Source organism: Bacillus sp. AFS029637 (genome assembly GCF_002584985.1).
Classification (GTDB): domain Bacteria; phylum Bacillota; class Bacilli; order Bacillales; family Bacillaceae_G; genus Bacillus_A.
The window spans coordinates 176820-195707 of the sequence record NZ_NUPZ01000024.1 but is presented as its reverse complement, the minus strand read 5'-3'; the positions used below and the strand labels follow the sequence as shown (position 1 = coordinate 195707).

Genomic DNA, 18888 nt, shown 5'->3' with positions numbered 1-18888 from the left:
CTAAAAATTTAATTGAATTATCACATGAGAATGCTTTTTTGTCAATATGGTTTCACGGCTCTTCTATAAAAAGGGCTATTCATATACTTATTATCCTCTTCATTTCGTACATGAAAAAATACGTTATTCTTCTTATTTAAAGAATAACGTATTTTTCTCTTTTTTATTTCATTATTGCGTTATATAAAAACTGCGCATACTCTTCGCGTGTTACGAAGTCATCACCTAAAAAGTTTCCTTTCCCATCACCTTTTGATATATTATTGTCCGCTAAAGCTTTCACATATCCTTCTGCCCAATGACCCTTTGGTACATCTTTAAAGCTCTCTACAATATTTCCATTTTCCTTCAACTTGAATACTTTTTGTAGTACTACTGACATTTCATATCGAGTTAATACTCCATCTGGACGGAACTTACCATTGCCATCGCCCGTCATAATTCCGGCTTGTGCAACTGTCTCAATAGCCCCTTCATACGCATTTCCTTTCGTATCTGTGAACTTCGTTTTCTGTTCTACATTTTGCTCCAACTTCAAGTACTTTTGTATTAAAACTGCTACTTGACCACGAGTAATGTTATCACTAAATCCAAATTGTCCATTTCCATAACCTACAAATATCTTTTCTTTCGCTAAATGATTAATTGCTTTCTCTGACCAATGGCCCTTTGGTACATCTTTAAATGCTATTACTTCTTCGGATACTTTTTCATTTACAACATTTTGAATCACAGAACCAGTGAAGAAAATGCCTGTGTCCGCAAATGGGTCCTTCACACCAAATTCATATACTTTCTCACCTGGTGTACTCCACTTCACCGCATCGTTACTATACGTACCCCCTTCACTCTTCAAACGAATTTTTGTAGAGATTTTACCATCTTTTTCGTATACAGGTACTTTCACTTCTTTATTTACTTCTGTTTCCTCTAAAAATACTTTTTGATTTTGAACATTAATGTAAGCTGTTTTACTTAGTTCTACAACTGGTCGAACATCACGGATTTCATTTGCAACAAAACTTAGAAATACTAACTTTTTCAAATTGCTAGCTGGTGTTAAGTCTGAAATATAATTTGCTTCTAAATCAAGTTTTTGCAAGTTTACTAGACTTGATAATGGAGTAATATCCTTTAACTCATTGTTAGGTAAGTTTAATACTTTCAGCTGTGTCATCTTACTTAGAGGGGTAACATCTTTTATTTCATTTTTCCCAATCCATAACTCTTGTAATTGATTCAATTGATCTATACCTGATAAATCTTTCACCTTATTACGTGTTAATACTAAATCTTTTAACGGCAACGTATAAAGCGGTGTAATATCTTCAATTTGATTTCCTGCTAAAGATAAGTATGTTACATTTTTCAACTTACTTAACGGAGCAACATTTGAAATTTTATTGTTTGCCACATTCAAGTAATCTAATTGTTCCATTTTCGCTAATGGTGCCACATCCTCAATTTGATTTCCTGCTAAATATAAACTTGTTACATTTTTCATTTCCGTTAGTGGTGCAACGTTCGTAATTTTATTATTACTTAAATCAAGAGATTCCAAATTATCCATCTTAACAAGTGGTGTTACATCTACAATTTCATTAGCGCGTAAAGCCAAATGTTTCAATTGCTTTAAGTTCGTAAAGAATGACGGATCTTTTATCTTTGCATTTGCAACTGTTAAAGATTTTAAATTTGGCATATATTTTAATGCACTATAATCAAGAATCTCATTCGTATTTAAAAACAAGTCTTTTACTTGTAATAATTCCTCTTTCGTAATTGGTGTATCTACATCTTTTCTATTAAATACCTTTTTATTAACAAGTTCTCTTAACTTTTTATCTGTTATCATATTTTGACTGTCGACTTGATCATCTGTTTCCGTATTACCTGAATTAGAATTATCATCTGGGTTTTCAGTTTCTTTGTTGCCTAAAGTCGGATCTACAATTTTAAACTGAACTTGATATTTATGGTCATATCCAATAGCCGGAATAAGTATATGCATTTGCATATTATGCTTCTTCTCAAACTCGCCAATTTCAAATTGAACTACTTTCGTTCCATTTTTCCTCTTATCTTCTGACAAAACTTTCACATCATGAAATACACCAGGTTGGTTTTTATCTTCTATTCTAAGATATTGAAAATAATCGCTATCTTGCATTGTTACAGTAACAATTTTTTTCCCGTCTTCAATCGCTACTTTAGGATTTTTTATGTATTGAGAAACCATAGATGGCTCGTCTTTTTGATCCTTATAAATTTTAATCTCAGTATCATACGTGCGATCACTCGCTGCTACCGACTGGTTTGCTTCAATTTTTATTGCTGCTAATGCTGGAGTAGAATACGCAGCAAATGGAATTGCTAATGTTGTTGCTACTACTAGTGCCTTAATATAATTTTTTTTCAAAATAATATCTCCTATCGTATATAATTATTTAATTGATAAAAATTATCAATTATCCACGAATAAATGATAATGAATCTCATTATCATTGTCAACGGTAATGTTACATTAAATTTATATTTATAAAGATAAAAATAAAAAACCCTTTATTCAAAGGGATTTTTTACTTAACGTATGAAGAATTTCACTTTTTTCCTTCTCATTAATTACACCGATTTTTTGTAAGATATTTGTATACAATACAAGTTTGTTATAAATTCGTTCTGACATATTACCCCTTCTTTCCTCCGACCAACTTTTTTTATATTGGTAAATTATATGAAGGAAATAAGAAAATGTGTCCATTTTTTTGCATAAATGCAAATCTTTTATTCCTTTATTTGTGGACAGTAAGACTCCCATCTAAAAATTAGGTAGGAGTCTTACTGTCACTTTATTTAGCAAACTATCCATTGAATATTATGCCTTTTGACTTCTTCTTCAAAACTATGTGGCATTTTTTTATCACAAATAACATGCTGAATACGAGAAAATGCTGCTATTCGATAATTCCCTTTTACGCCTACCTTTGTATGATCACATAGAATATATGTTTTTTCCGCTAATTTCATCATCGCTTCTGACAGTTTCGCCTTTTCTAATTCAAAGCTGGAAACTCCAAAACTAGGTAATAACCCATCCATCGAAACAAACGCTTTATGAAAATGAAATTGATGAATGACTTGCTGAGAGATAGATCCTGATACGCGCGAATGCTTTGGAGATACTTTTCCACCAATAAATAAAACTTCACCGTGAAACATCTTTTTATTAATGGAAGAGATTAATTGTGTTGCAACTGGAAAAGAGCTTGTCACAATCGTTAAATTTTTACGATGAACAAGATATGGTACCATTTGAAGTGGTGTACTCCCATCATCAATCGCAATAACATCTCCATCTTCCACAAACGTTGCTGCTTTATAACCAATTCTTTTCTTCTCTTCTATATGCAACATTTCTCTTTCTAACATCGGTGCCTCTATCCCAGCACCAGGCAGTTGAACAGCTCCACCATACACTTTCTTTAGCTTCTTTTCACGATCTAATTCTTCTAAATATCGACGAATTGTTTCTGTTGATACAGCAAATTCTCTCGCTAATTCTGAAACTTTCACTTTCCCTTTAAACTCTACCTTTTCAAGAATGGTACGCTTTCTTTCTTCTCCTACTACAGACATAGCTTCACCCCATTTATATCTACCTCATAAACTTCCTTGCCTATACAAAGTTATAATTTTCTTTGCAAGTAAAAACCTCTTCATGAATATGAATACCACGCTTTTCTAGCTCATCAAAAATCATTTGTGGATTTTCAAAAGCGAATTCAGGAGTAATAACACCAACTTTATTAACTACTCCTTTTGCAATTAACTCTGTAGCGATTCCAAATGGGATCCCAACATTTCTTGTATAAGCTCTTAACTTCTCCCAGCCTCCTACAGAACCATCAGATAACGGATGTGTATGATATAACACACGTCGCTGTTTTTGATTATTTTTCATACCTACTACTTCTACATGAAGAGCATAACCATAAAGCTCTGTTTCTTGTCCTTCTTTCGATTTTAGTAAATACTTCGAAATGCAATCCATAATCCCAATCTCTTTACCATTTATTTCAATCTGATCATTACGCAATATGCCGTAATCATATAAAGCGCGTACGAGCTGCATGTTTTGCTTTGGCCAAGTTCCTCTCGTCTCTATTAATTTGACACCTTTATTTTCTAACGCCTTTGCTAACGTAAACGTTTCAGAATGCGGGATTATATACTGCGTTGCCTTACCATAAGGCGCTGGCAATTCAATTTCTCTCGGGCGCGCAAACGGGGGTACCTGCTTAAACTCACCATCTTCATACACTGTACGCGATGGTAAATGTGGGTCATATTCATACGTCGTTGTTTCTGTAATGGATGCAGAAAAAGCAATTGGACGATACGAGCCGTGGCTTACACGAACAGACTCTACCGTATCTAACTGATTTGCTGCATGCATCGCCATCATTTGCGTTACACCTGGCGTCATACCAAACCCAGGTAAACACGTTTTGTCATTTTGAACAAATATAGAATGCGAGTCATTTTCTTCACCAAACCCATTCAAGTTCACACCATGACACCCAGCTTCCGCAATGGCGCGCGTAGACAATCCATTTAACTTAATCGTCGTACCGTCCATTACAATGTCATAACCTTTCATTTTTGCAACTGTATCCTCATGATTTGTAACATCTACTTTCACAAAATTAACACGAGGATCGTTGAGCCATTCTACTACTTCAAGTCCCTCTTCTTCGTTAAAATCTGCTACTGTAATCGTCTCAAAAGATGAAAATTGAACTAAATCCAAAATTGCTTCACGACAAATTTTACCTGCCCCACCTAAGCAAAATACTTTCACCCTATAACAGCCCCTTTAGCAATACTATCAACTAAACGATTTATGTCTTCCTCATGTACATCACCAATATTTCCAATGCGGAACGTATCTACCTTCGAAATTTTCCCAGGATAAATAACAAATCCATAACGTTTTAACTCGTTATATAACTGTTGAAACTCGAAGTCCTCTTCTGGATAAATGAAAGATGTAATGATAGGCGATTGATATTTTTCATCTACTATTGACTTAAAGCCGATTTCTTTCATTCTATTCACTAATAGTTTTTGATTGTTGTAATATCGATTGTAACGCGCTCTTACTCCGCCTTCTTTTTCTAGTTCAAGTAGCGCTTGGTAAAAAGCGTGTACAACATGTGTAGGTGAAGTAAAACGCCACTTCCCATTTTGCTCTTCCATCGTTTCCCATTGATCATATAAATCCAGAGATAAAGAACGAGCTTGTCCTTTACACTTCAGTAATTCAGCACGCTTTGCGATTACAAATCCGAATCCTGGAACACCTTGAATGCACTTATTCGCACTACTAATTAAAAAGTCAATTTGCAACTCAGCAATATCTATTTCAATACCACCAAAACTACTCATTGCATCAACGATTGTAACTTTCTCGTACTGTTTTCCTAATTTACATACATCTGCAATTGGATTTATAATGCCAGTCGTTGTTTCGCAATGAACGACTGCAACATGCGTAATCTCTTTATCTTCTTGCAATAAGTTTTCTACCTCTACAATATTAGTAGGTTCCCACTCTTCTGTTTGACTGACCACCACATCTATACGTAACATCTCTGCCATTTGCACAATGCGCTTACCGTAAGCACCATTTGTGCAAACAAGAAGCTTTCCGTCTGTAGGAATAACAGAACCCAACACTGCTTCAACTGAAAACGTACCGCTTCCTTGCATTAAAACCGTTGTATATTTCTCTTCTTCCTTCGTTGCTAATGATACAAGTTTAGCTCTTACATCTTGCACCATTGTGTTATATTCCGCATCCCACGTACACCAATCGTATAGCATAACTTCTTTTACTGTTTTTGTTGTCGTTAATGGTCCTGGCGTTAATAATAAGTAATGATTTTCATTCATGATCCTATGCCCCTTTTATGAAATAATAAGTTCTTGTTTCTCGATATGTTCAATTACGCTCTCGAGTTCTTGCATCGTTTCAATCGTAAAATGAGCCCCGTTTTCAACAAAACGATTACGAACTACTTCCATCTTTTCACGAAGTTCTACCGGGTCCATAGTTTCAACTTCCTCTTTCGTTAAACCAAGCTCACTACTGCCAAGGATTACACCGACTGTCCACATTCCAGCATTTCTGCCCTCTTTCATATCTGACACCGTGTCTCCCACTTTTACCATATGACTCATCGGATACACACCAAGTTCCATCGCATTTTTATAGCACATCCAAGGGTACGGACGGCCTGCTGGAACATCATCTGGCGTCACAAGAAAATCAGGTTTATATCCTTGTATTTCTGCTTCTTTTGCAACAATGTCCATCATTTCTCTCGTATAACCAGTTGTTGAGCCAATTTTAATGCCTCTTGCACGTAATGAAGCAACCACTTCTTTCACCTCATCAATTGGCGTGGCATATTGTGGCAAAATAGTAAAGAGAATTTCTTCAAATTCTTCATACATCTCATGAATGTCTGCTTCAGTTGGTAAATGTCCGAAAACACGCTCCCACTCATTCGCAATACGAGGCATCTCTGTTAGTGCCCTTACATGATCTATTTTCAATAATCCCATTGGCTTACGTGCTTCTTCTGCTGTAATTTCAACTCCACGTTTATAGAAAATCTTCATGAATACTTCGAGTGGTGCAAAACATCCATAATCAACTGTCGTACCTGCCCAATCAAAAATAACTGCTTCCATTTTCATTCACTCCATCACCCTTCTTATTTATCTTTTTTGCCATTGTGACGTTCGGTTACGAAGTGCTTTCGTTCCCCATTCATATACAACTCTTACTACAATATTGGTAACGACAATGAGTACACTCATCGCAGCTGCTGGTGCTACATTTCCTGCATCATCCATATTTACAATTGATACAGCAGCTAGTTTAAAATCTGCCGCATACAAGAACACGACTGCTGAGACAGTTACCATTGAATTCACGAAGTAGTACATAACCATTTCTAAAATGGCTGGTAAACACATTGGTACGGTTACTCGAAAGAATGTTTTATAAAATGGAATACCCATTGACTGTGAAACGAGTTCAAACTCTCGATCTAGTTTCTTTAAAGCAGTCGTTGCGGTAACAAACGTTACAGAGTAAAAATGAATGATATTTACTAACACTAAAACAGCAATTGTGCCATATAAGGAATGAAACGGATTCGTTACTGAAAATCCTAGTATTTGTATTGTTGGTTGGCTGAAGAAAAAGACATATCCTAATCCAAGTACTAATCCAGGAATCGCTAACGGTACGATAGAGAAAAAATAACCTACTTTTCTGAAAAAATGTAACTGTTCTATTTTTTCAATCGCATAAGCAAACACAAATGTTAAAATCGCTCCAATCACCGCTGTAACGGCTGAAACAATTACGCTATTTTTAAACGCTTCAAGTCCATCTCCTGTTAAACTCGAAAAGTTAAAATGCTCAAATGTAAAACTCATATTATATGGCCACACTTTCACACTTGCAGCAATACCAACTGCCACGAATAAAAGAATGATCATAAGCGTTATTACGCTACAATACATAAACGAAATAACATCTCTTTTCTTATTATTTTTGATTCTGTAAGGTACTGCTTTTGAAGATAAAAGATTCGCCTGTTTCCTTTGCGTAATACGATCAACTGCAAAAGCAAAGATAGCTGGGATTAATAAAATCATTCCGACAGTTGCACCCATGGACATGTTTTGCTGTCCAATTACTTGCTTATATACGTCGGTAGCAAGTACATTGTATTGTCCACCAACAATTTTTGGGGCTCCAAAATCAGTGAAACTAAGCGTAAATACAACGAACATCGCGCTAATTAATCCGTACTTTACACTAGGTAAAGTAACCGTGAAAAATTGCTTTGTCTTACTCGCTCCTAACATATTAGAAGCTTCATATAAACGATAATCGGAACCTTGGAAAGCAATTAATAATATAAGAAATGCTTGTGGAAATGTATACATAACTTCAGCCATTACAATTCCTACCGGTCCGTATAACGGTATTTGTATTCCTTCAAATAACCCGAACATCCCTTTCGTTATTAACCCTTGATTACCAAATAAATATGTAAGCGCAATACCATGCATCATCGTCGGTGCGAATAATGGTAATAACGCTACGTATTGAAATACGCGCTTTCCAAAAACATTTGTACGAGCAATCGCATAGGCGTAAGCGAATGCGAGTGTAACTGAAATAATTGTTGTAGCGCCCGAAATCCATATCGTATTTTGTAATGATTGTACTAGCGTTGGTGTTGTAAAATATTTACTGAAATTCGCAATACCAACGAAAGCTCCATCTTTATCGTAAAAGGCTTGTGTAAACAGTTGTAATAGAGGCAATACAAGCATGATAAAAAATGAAAGAAGCATACCAATAATTAATAGTCTCTGTATCCACTCTTCTTTACCGATACGTCTCTTAATCTTTTTTTTTGTACTTTCTACCTTAAAATTTTCTAACATCTCCATCTATACAATGACCTTCTTTCCATATGACAACACATGATTTTCTGAGAAAGAGATTTGAATTGGCTTTCCTTTTCTAATAGTATTTGCCTCTACTTCTGATGCCAATATATCCACTACAATTCTTTCATTATATAGGTTTGTCTTCTCTTCTACGATTCGTACTTCCGTCCGGTATACAGATCCTCGAAATTCCATGCTCTCTACAACTGTTTTCATACCATTATTTTGTACAACTGCTACATGTTCAGGACGAATTGCATGTTCCTCGTTATTTTTCGAAAAGAAATTAATAGAACCAATAAAATCTGCCACAAACGGATTGGCTGGTCTTTGATAAATCTCCTCTGGTGTTCCAATCTGCATAATTTCCGCATGATTCATTACAACAATTTTATCAGCCATCGTTAATGCCTCTTCTTGATCATGCGTGACCATAATAGTTGTTACTCCCACTTTTTCTTGCAAATCACGCAGTTCTCTACGCAACTTTCCACGCACTTTTGCATCTAAAGCAGATAATGGCTCATCAAGTAACAAAATATCAGGAGACAGAGCGAGCGCACGTGCAAGTGCTACTCGCTGCTGTTGTCCACCAGACATTTGAGCAGGATATTTATCTTTTACATTCATCAAATCTACAAGTTCTAACGCATCCAGCGCTTTCTCTTTTACTTCTGCTTTTCCATATTTTTTTGTCTTTAAGCCGTATTCAATGTTTTCAAGTGCAGTTAAATTCGGAAATAATGCGTACGATTGAAAAACCATTCCGAAGTTCCTCTTTCCAGGTGGTAAAGCTGTAATATCATTTCCATTCACAGCAATACTACCTGTTGTTGCCTCTTCTAGCCCCGCTAAAATTCGGAGCAACGTCGTTTTCCCACAACCACTTGGGCCTAATAAACAAACAAACTCATTTTTTTTCACAGTAAAAGAAATATCTTTTAGCGCTGTAAATGCATCAAACTGTTTTTGAATGTGTTGAATTGATAAATATTCGCTCATTTTTCTCTCTCCCACTCACTTACTTTTTCGGTTCTGCTTTTTGACCAAACTCTTTTTCCCATTTTTCTAAAATTTTGTCACGATTTTCTGCTGCCCATTTAAAGTCATTCTGTTTGTATAACTTTTCTGTCACATCTTTCGGGAATCCATCTGGAAGTTTATAATCATTTTTAATTGTCGCAAATCCGTTTTTCTCGAAGTATAACTTCATTACATCATCTGTAATGGCCCAATCTAAAAATGCTTGTGCTAATTTATCATTCTTTGCATTATCTTTCTTAATAAGTGCGTTCGCTTCTACTTCCCAACCTAATCCTTCTTTCGGCAGTACAACTTCAACCGGTGCACCTTTTTGTTTCTCTTTTAAAGCGCTATAAACCATTGATACACCAACTGGATATTCACCTGCTCCCGCTAATTTCGCTGGTTTTGAACCTGAATGCGTATAAGATGCCATATTATCATGAAGTTTCTTCATGTAATCCCAGCCTTTATCTTCACCCATAATTTGTAGCCATGCAGAAACTGTTAAAAATCCCGTTCCAGAAGAAGCTGGATGTGGCATAACAAGCGTTCCTTTATATTCTGGTTTCGTTAAATCTTCATATGATTCTGGCATCGGTAAGTTTTTCTTTTTTAATTCTTCTTTATTCACAGCAATTCCCGTCATAAATGCCGTATTGCCTACCCATTTTTCAGGTTTCTTATCATCTTTAAATTGCGGAAGAACGCGATCTGCTCCTTTTGGAGAGTATTCTTTTAACATATCTTTTTTCTCTAAAGCTAATAGACTAGACGCCGCAGTTCCCCATACAACATCTGCTTGTGTATTTTTTCCTTCAGCTAGTAATTTCGCTGTAATAACCCCTGTTGAATCACGAACAATGTTCAACTTCACATCTGGGTACTTCTTTTTGAAAGAATCAAGATAAATTGGTACAAGCTCTTCTTCAATCGCTGTGTACACAGTTAATGATCCAGATAATTTATCATCTTTCACTTTTGCTCCAGCACTTTCTTCTTTCTTTGCACCACACCCCATTAATAACGAAAATACCATTCCAGTTGCTACAGCTTTAAAGATTGTTTTTTTCACTGTTTCTCTCTCCTTTTACAAATCTTATGTACTACTCAAATATAAACAACTAGTGTAAAAGCAGTATTAAACCAACATTAATCTTTCGTTTGTTGGTTGTTTTTGTGTAATACGTTGCTACTTCTATGTTTTTTTGCATTTTTCTGCTAATAATAAACGCTAAATTTACAAATAATTAAAAAAACCTTTATAATCCCACAAAAAAATGAGGCGTTTGTAAAAAACGCCTCATTTTTGTTTACCTTTTTTTGAATTACGATTTGCATACTTCGCACTATTTTCTCCTTCATACTCTAATGCAAATTCTGCATCTGGTAAGCTTTCTTTCGGAGTTTTATTATTGTTGATTGCCGCATTTTGTTTCACTTTTCTTTTTACCAATACATTCACCTGCTCTCAAGAAATCACTTTCTACTCTAGTTTGGAGCAACCTGAAATAATTATTACTGGCAAGTGTTAACAAGTACATAAGAGCCGCTAGATGGAAATACTACATATGAACAAATGATTAAAAAGGAGCGATAATTTTGAAGAAGAAAGAAAAGATTCAGTCACCAATCTTAGACGAAACGCTCCCACATCAAATGAACTTTCCTTCTTTTAAAGGTACAGGAAAACAAATGCAACAACCTTTTATAAATCAATATGATGTTGTAATCGGAGACAGTAAATATGATTCCGAAAACAGTCCGCTTAACAATTGGAGTGATGAAGTAGATCCTGCCATCATGGCTGGAGAAGAATGGATTCATCCTACAAATGATATTGGGTGGATCTCAGAAGAAAATCAAGAGTTGCTAAAAAAAGAAGTGGACAATAAGAATGAGGCTTTTATGCACCCTCAATTTGGCATTAACGACTAAAAAACCATTCTACCTAAGTTAGGTAGAATGGTTTCATATGCTATCCAATAATAATTCGCTCTTTCGGATATTTATAGCGAGGCGGCTGTTCCCTTCCACCACTAGCTAAAATAAATGTTAAAATACCGACACGTCCAATAAACATAAGTACAATGAGTACAAGTTTACCGACAGTTGTTAAATCTGGCGTAATCCCCGTTGATAGCCCTGTCGTTCCGAAGGCAGAACAAACTTCAACGATTAAACTCATAAGTGGCACATTTTCCGTAATAGATAAAATGAATAACGCTGTGGCACATAATAAAATCCCCATCGTCATAACGACTGATGCTTTCAGTACATCTTCTTCATGTATCTGACGTTTGAAGACTCGGACTGTTCTCCCGCCCCTTGCAAATGTATATAAAGATAATATATTAACAGCAAATGTTGTTGTACGGATCCCGCCCCCAACCGAACTTGGTGATGCCCCGATAAACATTAATATACTCATAAACAAAAGCGTTGGTTGTGACAGTTCACGTATATCCATTGTAGCGAGTCCACCACTTCGCGTCGTCACAGATTGGAATAATGTATAAAATACTGTTTCATGCCATGACTTTCCTACTAAAAAATGATTTCGTTCTAGTAAAAAAATCATAATAGTTCCAACAACAACGAGTGCAAAAAATGTTGTTGTCGTCAATTTTGTAAATAATGAAAAACGAAATAGTTGCTGTCGCCTTTTACTAAAGAATTGCTTTACTTCCATTAATACAGGGAAACCGATAGCTCCTAAAATAATAAGTAACATATGAATCATTTGAACAATATAATCTTTTTTGTACGGAATTAATGATTGCCCGGTTAAATCAAATCCTCCGTTCGTCGTTGCACTAACAGCCGCAAAGAAACCGTGAAAATAAGCTTCTTGCCAAGTCGGAAAGTAAAGTAGAAATCTAGTCCCTAACAGTATTGCTCCAATGAGCTCTATCGAAATAATTACAATTAAAATAGAACGCATCAATTCTACAAGACCTGATAGATTTCCTTGATTATGGTCTGCCATAATTAATCTTCTTCGCTGTAAACCAATCTTTTTCCCCGTTATGATCCAAACGAACGTACCAAGCGCCATAATCCCTAAGCCGCCTAATTGTAAAATTAGGGCAAGAACAATAATTCCTGCCGTAGTAAATGTATCTGAAATCGTAACAACAGACAATCCCGTCACACTTACCGCACTAACAGATGTAAATAAGGCGTCGATAAACGTCCATTTCACACCATCCTTCGTAACAAACGGTAAACTAAGTAATATCACTGATACAACTACTGCTAATAAATAAAACAAAACAATAAGTTGTACAGGACGTAATTTTTGTAAAAACTTTTTTATATCTCTCATTCCATCACTTCGCTACCTTTTTTCTATCGATTAAATAAAGAAAAATCTTCACTTTCTTTATTTGTAAATAACTGCTCAAATAATTTGGCAAACACCATTCCATATACAGTTCCATTACCTCCATACGGCAATGCATAAAACAAATTATGTATCTGTTTATCCTCTTTTAAAATAGGAAGACCATCGTGACTACCACCAAATGCTGCTGCCCAATAGTACTCTGCCTGTATATTTTTATATTGTGGGAACATTTCTTTTACAAGATTAATAAGGATATTACGCTTATGCAATAATTTCGTATCACCGATTGCTTGAATTTGCATCGCCTCATCTAATCCACCTATAATAATGCGATTTTGATACGTTCGAAAATATAAATAAGGTCTTGCTGTTTCCCAAATTAAGGATTGCTCATACCATCCCTCAAAATGATCTACCTCATTTGTCACAACTGCATAAGATGTCTCTACTGTTGTATTTTTTTCTTTCTTTCCAAAAAGTGCTTCATAACCTGTAGCCATAATAATATTCTTTGCTACAATTTGATTTCCCATTTTCGTATAACATATCAAATCATCTTGAAGTTTTTTTATATGTATTGCCTCTGTATGTTCATGTATAGTGGCTCCCATTTGGCTTGCTTTATGCAAGAGACTATGCGCTAATAAATATGGATTCACCTCAGCATCGCCATGCGTATATAGCGCCGCTTTTTTTATAAAAGAATAACGCTTTTTAATATCAGATTCTGCAAAGTATTCAACTGGAAACCCATACTCATGTAACGTATTATATTCCTCTTGTAAAAATGAAACATCTTCACTTTTACTTGCATAATATAAACTATTTCGAGGAATAAAATGGGGATTCATATCAAGAGTCGGCACAACTTCCTCCATTGTTCTTAACGCTTCATAACAGAGTCTATATGCTCGTACCCCTTTTTCTCTACCAAATGTATGAATTAGGGAGGTTAATGATTTATCATGAAGAAATTGCAATAAACCTGTATTGGCAGCTGTGCTACCACATGCGATTGCCCTTTTTTCAATGAGCGTAACACTCATTCCAATTTTCGCTAACGAATACGCTATATGAGCACCTGCTTCTCCACTTCCAACTACGAGCACATCACATATCATATCACTTTCTAACGGTGGATAACAAGGTACAGAAACACCTGTATTCCAAAACAACTTACCGGTCATAAGCTTCATAATTATACTCCTATAATGTAAATTTCTCCTTTCTATGTTTTGTTATTTCCCATAAAAAAATCCAACTAACGTGCGCTAGTTGGATTTTTTTATTTTTAATTAGAACGCTCTTCAAGCCAATTTCCAATCGTCGGATATGTTTGTTTTACAGCTGTTCCACCGTAAACGATAGACATATGTCCTGTTGGTAAACATACATATTGTTTATCTGTACTAGAAATATGATCAAGTAACGCTTCTACTTGACATGGCAGAGCAATATGATCACGTTTTGCGGAAATATTTAAGACATTCGCCTTAATATTTGCAAGGTCTACCTTTTGTCCGCGAATAACGAGTTCACCCTTAACCAATTTATTATTTTGATAAAAATCACGAATCCACTGTCTATATGATTCACCTGGGAACGGAATACCATCGCCAACCCACTTTTGAACTAATTTCCAACTTTCGACGAAGCGCTCATTTTCTGAGCGATCGACTAAAGCAACGTACGGACCAACAAAGTTTGTAATTGGCTTTAACATCTTGTTTCCGAAATCAATCATTTCTGGTGGAATGTTTCCGAATGTATCAACCGCTTTATCTAAATTGAAATATTTTTCATCTAGTAAAGGACCATATAATCCTGTTTCAGAAAAGTCAAAAGGACTTGTCATGAAAATTAAATTACGAATTGGCATGTGCGGATGAAGTGCTGCATAAATGGATGTTAATGTTCCACCCATGCAATAACCAAGTAAAGAAATCTCGTCCGATTTTGCAGTTCTCATTACTTTTTTGACTGCTTTCGCAATATAATCGAACACGAAATCATCAAATTTCAAATGACTATCTTCTAAACCAAATGTGCCCCAATCAAGCATATATACATCAAAACCACGATCTACTAAATATTCCACTAAACTATTTCCTGGAGTTAAATCCATAATATATGGCTTATTAATAAGAGCATATATTAATAAGATTGGTACTCTCTGTGTTTTTTCTTGTTTTGGAATGTAACGATAAAGCTTCGTTTTATTCTTCGTCCAAATAACCTCTTTCGGTGTTAAACCAACTTGTGGTTCTGGTTCGCGTAATAAAATTTCACTCGCTCTTTTCACACGACGATATGCTTTGCGATATTCTTCTGGGTACAACTCTAATTGCTTTTCCCATTCTGTTACGAATGTAGTCATTTTTCTATCTCCTTTTCGGTCGATTTCTTTCTAAAAAAAGAAGTGCATTCCTGATATGGATATGCACTTTTTTCTTACTTCATTACATGTATAATCCGCCGTTAATATTTAATTGCTGACCTGTGATATACGCACCGTCACGGCATAGATATACTACACCTTTTGCAATTTCATCAGCTTGACCAAAACGTTTTTTCGGGATTTTCGCAACGATTTTTTGACGTACTTCTTCCGGTACTTCTGCTACCATTTCAGTATCAATAAATCCTGGGCAAATTGCGTTTACAGTTACATTTGTTTTTGCAAGTTCTAACGCTAATGATTTTGTGAATCCTAGCATACCTGCTTTCGCTGCTGAATAGTTTGTTTGTCCAAATCCACCAGCTTGACCGATAATAGAAGAAATACTAATAATTCTTCCTTCTTCTGCTTCCGTTATGTATGGAAGTACCGCACTTGTTGTATTAAATACACTGCTTAAGTTCACGTCAATTACGCGCTCCCAATCTTCACGATTTAACTTTTTGAATGTACGATCTCTTGTAATACCGGCATTGTTAACAAGAATATCAACTTTACCAAAATGATTCACAGCTTCTTCTACAAGACGATTTGCATCTTCTACTTTAGAAACATCCGCTTGCACTGCATAAACGTCATGTCCTTCTTTTCCTAATTCATTTACTAAATTTTCAGCTGCTTCTTTACTGCTGTTATAATTAATAACAACTTTAGCGCCCTCTTGTGCTAATGCTACTGTAATTGCTTTTCCAATTCCTTTTGCCCCACCTGTTACGATTGCTACTTTGCCATTTAATTGAACCATTTCTTTTCCCCCTTAAATGAATTTGTGAACGAATGTTATGAATCATTTTGGTACTCATACTATTGAGTCCCTATATAATTATGTTTCACTGTTTATACACGAAAAGAGATTCTCCCTCTCTCTTTTACCTGTTATAAACAAGCGCTTTTATCATTTTTTATTTTCCGGCTTATTCGTAGGTTTTACTTCTTCTTTTACAGGTTCTTGTAGTTTCGCTAGCACTGCATTTTGCTTTTCTAGCAATTCTAAAATTTGATCAACTTTCGTTTCTAACGTCCGAATATCTTGTTTTACTTTCGTAACATCACGCTTTAATGTAGGAGCTTGTCCTAAAGAATCTACTTTCTCCTCTAGAAACTCCTCGATGTTATCTACTTTATTTTCCAAGTTAATAACAAGCGTAGCCACTCTTGCAATATCCTCTTTTGTCGGTACGTTTACTTGTTCTAAATAGCTTTTTGTCGTATCATTTAATGCTTTTTGATAAAACAAATTCAAATCTAGAACGCTACCCATCCAAGCAGAATATTCTTCTGTTTTAATTGTTTCATTGAGCGCTTTTCCCCAAAATGTTTCGGTTTGTTCATAAGCATTTTTCCATGCTTGTAGTGGATCGAATTTTTGATCAATCACTTTACCTACACTCCCTTTTTCGTTTTTGAAACAATTCAACCTATTCACTATTTTCTAATATTCTGAATAAAACTTCAACCCTATATTTTATTTTTCTTTATTTTCCAACAAATGTATTGACATTAAAAACAGATAGGTGTAAATTGCACTTATAAGCAAAAAATTCCATCTAACTGATTCATGAGGTGATGCACAATCATGCTACATAATGAACCAGAACACCCAGAAAGTTTGGAAAAAAACCAAGCGAAACAACCAAACTCCATGCCAAAAAACTTCTTAGTTCCTTTCTTACTTCTCTGTCTAAAAGACTGGAGTCTTCACGGTTACAAACTTATTCAAATGCTAATGGATATCGGCTTTTCTTCTGTTGACCAAGGTAATGTGTATCGAACACTACGCAAATTAGAAAAAGAAAACCTTATTTCTTCTACTTGGGATACAAGCGACGGAGGGCCAGCAAAAAGAATTTATTCTTTAACTGAATATGGAGAGCAATATTTAACAACATGTGCGACTTCTTTTGAACATTATCAAAATATGTTGCGAACGTTTTTCACGTTATACACCAATGCATTCTTTCCATTTTCTACTTCTCCAGAAAAGGATGAAAAGGATTCTTCATCTTCACCTGGTGGTACAGCAGAGTAATCTGCGTTCACAATATGCAAAAAAACATTTGGGGGTCAAACAATGGAAACTAAGCCATACGAATTAGTCGATGCATTTTGGAAAAACTGGTCTCAATCTCTTTCCCTTTTCTCTTCAGCTGGGAAACAATTAGAGCAACTTACTTTAGAAACGTTAAAACAACAACAAGACGCTTTGCATAAATTAACATCAGGAGTAGATGAACTAGAAAAAGAACTACAACAATTTACTGCTCAGTTCAATAACCAATACACGGATTACGTGAAGCAATTAACTGGAAACTCCTTAAACGATCAAATTAACGAGTGGCAAGAAAAATGGAATGAGCTTTCTACTCAAATGCACCAACTTACTGTTTCTCCTACGAAAACATCTTTGTCTATTCTTACTCAAACTAGCGGTCAATTTGAAGAAACAACAAAGCACTTTATCGAACAACAACAAACGCAACGTGAAGAGGTTCAAAAACAGTTAGAAGTTTTTTTGGGAGAGTTCAAGTCCAAACAACTAGAACTCGCAAAGCAGTTCGAGGAAAACTCAAAAAATCTATTTACTTCCATCAAGTAAGAAAAATGTGGCAACTAACCGCAGCACAAACAAAACTCTTTCTTCCTCCTACTACATCAAGATGGCTGGCATTTTTCGATATGGAAAAGAAGGAGGACAAAATGAATCCATTTCAAGAAGCACAAACTGTTCCGGAGCTTCGTTATGATGAGATTCAAGTCGGTGATCAAGCATCTTTAACAAAACAAATTACGGATGAGGACGTTATCAATTTTGCAAAATTGACTGGAGATGTCAATCCCATTCATATTTTAGATTCGTTTGCAAAAACGACAATGTTTAAAGAACGTATTGCTCATGGCATGCTCGTTTCCAGTTTTATTTCCACCATTCTTGGAACGAAACTTCCGGGCAAAAATACGATTTATTTGTCTCAAAACGTTTCATTCCGCGCTCCTGTCAAAATCGGCGATACACTTCGTGTAGTGGCAGAAGTTATTAAAAAACGGGATGATAAAAAAATCATTACATTACAAACAAACATCTATAATCAATCGGGTGATATTGTCGTGGAAGGTACAGCGACAATACTGAAAAAAGAGTAGCAAATTTGCTACTCTTTTTTCTATCCAAGAACTTCTAATCACACCGATTACTTCCGGGTATGAGTACATCGTTTCCACATAAAATAACGGTACCAGTTTAGATAGTACTTAACTAAACTGGACTACTCATAAGGATGTGTATCAACATGGTGAAAACAAACAAATTACTAGTTCCAGGTGCAGAACAAGCGCTTGAACAATTTAAATATGAAATTGCACAAGAATTCGGTGTTAGCTTAGGGTCTAATACAGCTTCTCGCTCTAACGGTTCAGTTGGCGGTGAAGTAACAAAACGTCTTGTCGCTTTAGCTCAACAACAATTACGTGGATAATACTATAACATATGGCTTAGAGGCAGATATTCTCTGCCTCT

General features: G+C 35.5%; 19 protein-coding genes. 5 read left to right on the top strand and 14 right to left on the bottom strand.

The window, feature by feature from the left end; genetic code table 11:
* Positions 1–163: 163 nt before the first annotated feature.
* The 9 genes from COE49_RS14335 to COE49_RS27655 form a co-directional block, all read right to left on the bottom strand.
* Positions 164–2419 carry an NEAT domain-containing leucine-rich repeat protein gene (locus tag COE49_RS14335; RefSeq protein ID WP_088231336.1) on the bottom strand — a complete coding sequence of 752 codons (2256 nt, stop codon included), beginning with the start codon at positions 2417–2419 and terminating at the stop codon, positions 164–166.
* 434 nt (positions 2420–2853) lie between these two features.
* Positions 2854–3636, bottom strand: coding sequence for a DeoR/GlpR family DNA-binding transcription regulator (locus tag COE49_RS14325; protein ID WP_088231337.1), 783 nt, complete (start codon positions 3634–3636; stop codon positions 2854–2856).
* Positions 3637–3676: 40 nt separating this feature from the next.
* Positions 3677–4861: a saccharopine dehydrogenase family protein gene (locus tag COE49_RS14320; RefSeq protein WP_098945934.1), complete on the bottom strand. Its 1185-nt coding sequence runs from the start codon at positions 4859–4861 to the stop codon at positions 3677–3679.
* Positions 4858–5955, bottom strand: coding sequence for a 2-aminoethylphosphonate--pyruvate transaminase (gene phnW / locus COE49_RS14315; protein WP_088231339.1), 1098 nt, complete (start codon positions 5953–5955; stop codon positions 4858–4860). The genes COE49_RS14320 and phnW overlap by 4 nt, the downstream gene beginning before the upstream one ends.
* Before the next feature lie 15 nt (positions 5956–5970).
* The gene (gene phnX, locus COE49_RS14310; RefSeq protein ID WP_098252409.1) at positions 5971–6765 is read right to left on the bottom strand and encodes a phosphonoacetaldehyde hydrolase; all 795 of its coding nucleotides are present in this window, start codon (positions 6763–6765) and stop codon (positions 5971–5973) included.
* Positions 6766–6786: 21 nt separating this feature from the next.
* On the bottom strand, positions 6787–8544 hold the full coding sequence (locus COE49_RS14305; protein ID WP_141524742.1) for a putative 2-aminoethylphosphonate ABC transporter permease subunit: 1758 nt from the start codon (positions 8542–8544) through the stop codon (positions 6787–6789).
* Positions 8545–9546, bottom strand: a complete 1002-nt coding sequence (locus tag COE49_RS14300; protein WP_088231341.1) for a putative 2-aminoethylphosphonate ABC transporter ATP-binding protein — start codon at positions 9544–9546, stop codon at positions 8545–8547. It abuts the gene before it with no gap.
* 19 nt (positions 9547–9565) lie between these two features.
* A complete protein-coding gene (locus tag COE49_RS14295; RefSeq protein ID WP_088231342.1) occupies positions 9566–10642 on the bottom strand; it encodes a putative 2-aminoethylphosphonate ABC transporter substrate-binding protein in 1077 nt (358 codons plus the stop codon).
* Positions 10643–10870: 228 nt separating this feature from the next.
* The gene (locus COE49_RS27655; RefSeq protein ID WP_000240799.1) at positions 10871–11023 is read right to left on the bottom strand and encodes a hypothetical protein; all 153 of its coding nucleotides are present in this window, start codon (positions 11021–11023) and stop codon (positions 10871–10873) included.
* Positions 11024–11169: 146 nt separating this feature from the next.
* On the opposite strand from COE49_RS27655, the gene COE49_RS14280 reads away from it, so the two are divergent.
* Complete coding sequence (locus COE49_RS14280) at positions 11170–11505, top strand: DUF3905 domain-containing protein (RefSeq protein ID WP_140417397.1); 336 nt, start codon at positions 11170–11172, stop codon at positions 11503–11505.
* Between the two features lie 40 nt (positions 11506–11545).
* On the opposite strand, the gene COE49_RS14275 is transcribed toward COE49_RS14280, so the two are convergent.
* The 5 genes from COE49_RS14275 to phaR all read right to left on the bottom strand — a co-directional run bounded on the left by COE49_RS14275 (position 11546) and on the right by phaR (position 16752).
* Complete coding sequence (locus tag COE49_RS14275; protein ID WP_098252411.1) at positions 11546–12895, bottom strand: TrkH family potassium uptake protein; 1350 nt, start codon at positions 12893–12895, stop codon at positions 11546–11548.
* 23 nt (positions 12896–12918) lie between these two features.
* Complete coding sequence (locus tag COE49_RS14270) at positions 12919–14112, bottom strand: NAD(P)/FAD-dependent oxidoreductase (RefSeq protein ID WP_088231345.1); 1194 nt, start codon at positions 14110–14112, stop codon at positions 12919–12921.
* Between the two features lie 95 nt (positions 14113–14207).
* Positions 14208–15293, bottom strand: coding sequence for a class III poly(R)-hydroxyalkanoic acid synthase subunit PhaC (gene phaC / locus COE49_RS14265; protein ID WP_000206837.1), 1086 nt, complete (start codon positions 15291–15293; stop codon positions 14208–14210).
* A gap of 82 nt (positions 15294–15375) precedes the next feature.
* Positions 15376–16119: an acetoacetyl-CoA reductase gene (locus COE49_RS14260; protein WP_000250412.1), complete on the bottom strand. Its 744-nt coding sequence runs from the start codon at positions 16117–16119 to the stop codon at positions 15376–15378.
* Between the two features lie 150 nt (positions 16120–16269).
* On the bottom strand, positions 16270–16752 hold the full coding sequence (gene phaR, locus COE49_RS14255) for a polyhydroxyalkanoic acid synthase subunit PhaR (RefSeq protein ID WP_088231346.1): 483 nt from the start codon (positions 16750–16752) through the stop codon (positions 16270–16272).
* 198 nt (positions 16753–16950) lie between these two features.
* On the opposite strand from phaR, the gene phaQ reads away from it, so the two are divergent.
* From phaQ to COE49_RS14235, 4 genes are all read left to right on the top strand, one after another.
* Positions 16951–17403: a poly-beta-hydroxybutyrate-responsive repressor gene (gene phaQ, locus COE49_RS14250; RefSeq protein ID WP_000903017.1), complete on the top strand. Its 453-nt coding sequence runs from the start codon at positions 16951–16953 to the stop codon at positions 17401–17403.
* A gap of 42 nt (positions 17404–17445) precedes the next feature.
* Positions 17446–17970, top strand: a complete 525-nt coding sequence (gene phaP / locus COE49_RS14245; protein WP_000448582.1) for a polyhydroxyalkanoic acid inclusion protein PhaP — start codon at positions 17446–17448, stop codon at positions 17968–17970.
* Positions 17971–18071: 101 nt separating this feature from the next.
* Positions 18072–18515 carry a MaoC family dehydratase gene (locus COE49_RS14240; RefSeq protein WP_071709900.1) on the top strand — a complete coding sequence of 148 codons (444 nt, stop codon included), beginning with the start codon at positions 18072–18074 and terminating at the stop codon, positions 18513–18515.
* Positions 18516–18661: 146 nt separating this feature from the next.
* Entirely contained in the window at positions 18662–18847 is a 186-nt protein-coding gene (locus COE49_RS14235; RefSeq protein ID WP_000241212.1) for an alpha/beta-type small acid-soluble spore protein, read from the top strand.
* Positions 18848–18888: the final 41 nt, after the last annotated feature.